1 protein-coding gene and 1 tRNA gene are annotated in these 526 nt (G+C 49.4%); one reads left to right on the top strand and one right to left on the bottom strand.

Annotation, left to right across the window (positions count from 1 at the left end):
• A partial coding sequence (locus ACFFRH_RS45070; RefSeq protein WP_512701168.1) for an SIP domain-containing protein occupies positions 1–164 on the top strand: 164 nt, incomplete at its 5' end.
• 53 nt (positions 165–217) lie between these two features.
• Here the strand turns inward: ACFFRH_RS45070 and ACFFRH_RS45065 are convergent.
• Positions 218–293 (bottom strand) — tRNA-Ile (locus tag ACFFRH_RS45065).
• Between the last annotated feature and the right edge of the window lie 233 nt (positions 294–526).

Genomic DNA, 526 nt, shown 5'->3' with positions numbered 1-526 from the left:
AGGCGGTAGATGCGCGTCTGGCGCAGATGCAAATCCCTGCCGATGATTACTTCATCTGGATAACCGGCGAAGGTAAAGTCGTTAAGAATTTAAGCCGCCGCTTTGAAGCGGAACAGTATGACCCACAGCGGGTACGTGCAGCGGCTTACTGGCACGCAAAGTAACTGATATATAAAAAGAAAAAGGCTGACGATTTCTCGTCAGCCTTTGCTATATCTGGTGGCCCCTGCTGGACTTGAACCAGCGACCAAGCGATTATGAGTCGCCTCCTCTAACCCCTGAGCTAAGGGGCCATGGTAGCGGATTATAAAGTAACTCCGTGTCGCAATCCAGCCATTACCGCGCGCCTGCTGTTTTTATAAACAATGTATTTTCAATCCGTTATACTTTTCCTGGTGATGTTAGAAAGGAGTAAATATGGTTGAGGATATTTTGGCTCCAGGGTTACGGGGCGTGTTTTGCGGTATCAACCCTGGGCTTTCATCCGCCGGGACTGGTTTTCCCTTTGCTCATCCGGCAAATCGCT

Source organism: Streptosporangium vulgare (genome assembly GCF_042428775.1).
GTDB lineage: Bacteria > Actinomycetota > Actinomycetes > Streptosporangiales > Streptosporangiaceae > Streptosporangium > Streptosporangium vulgare.
This window is presented reverse-complemented; position numbering and strand designations above follow the sequence as displayed.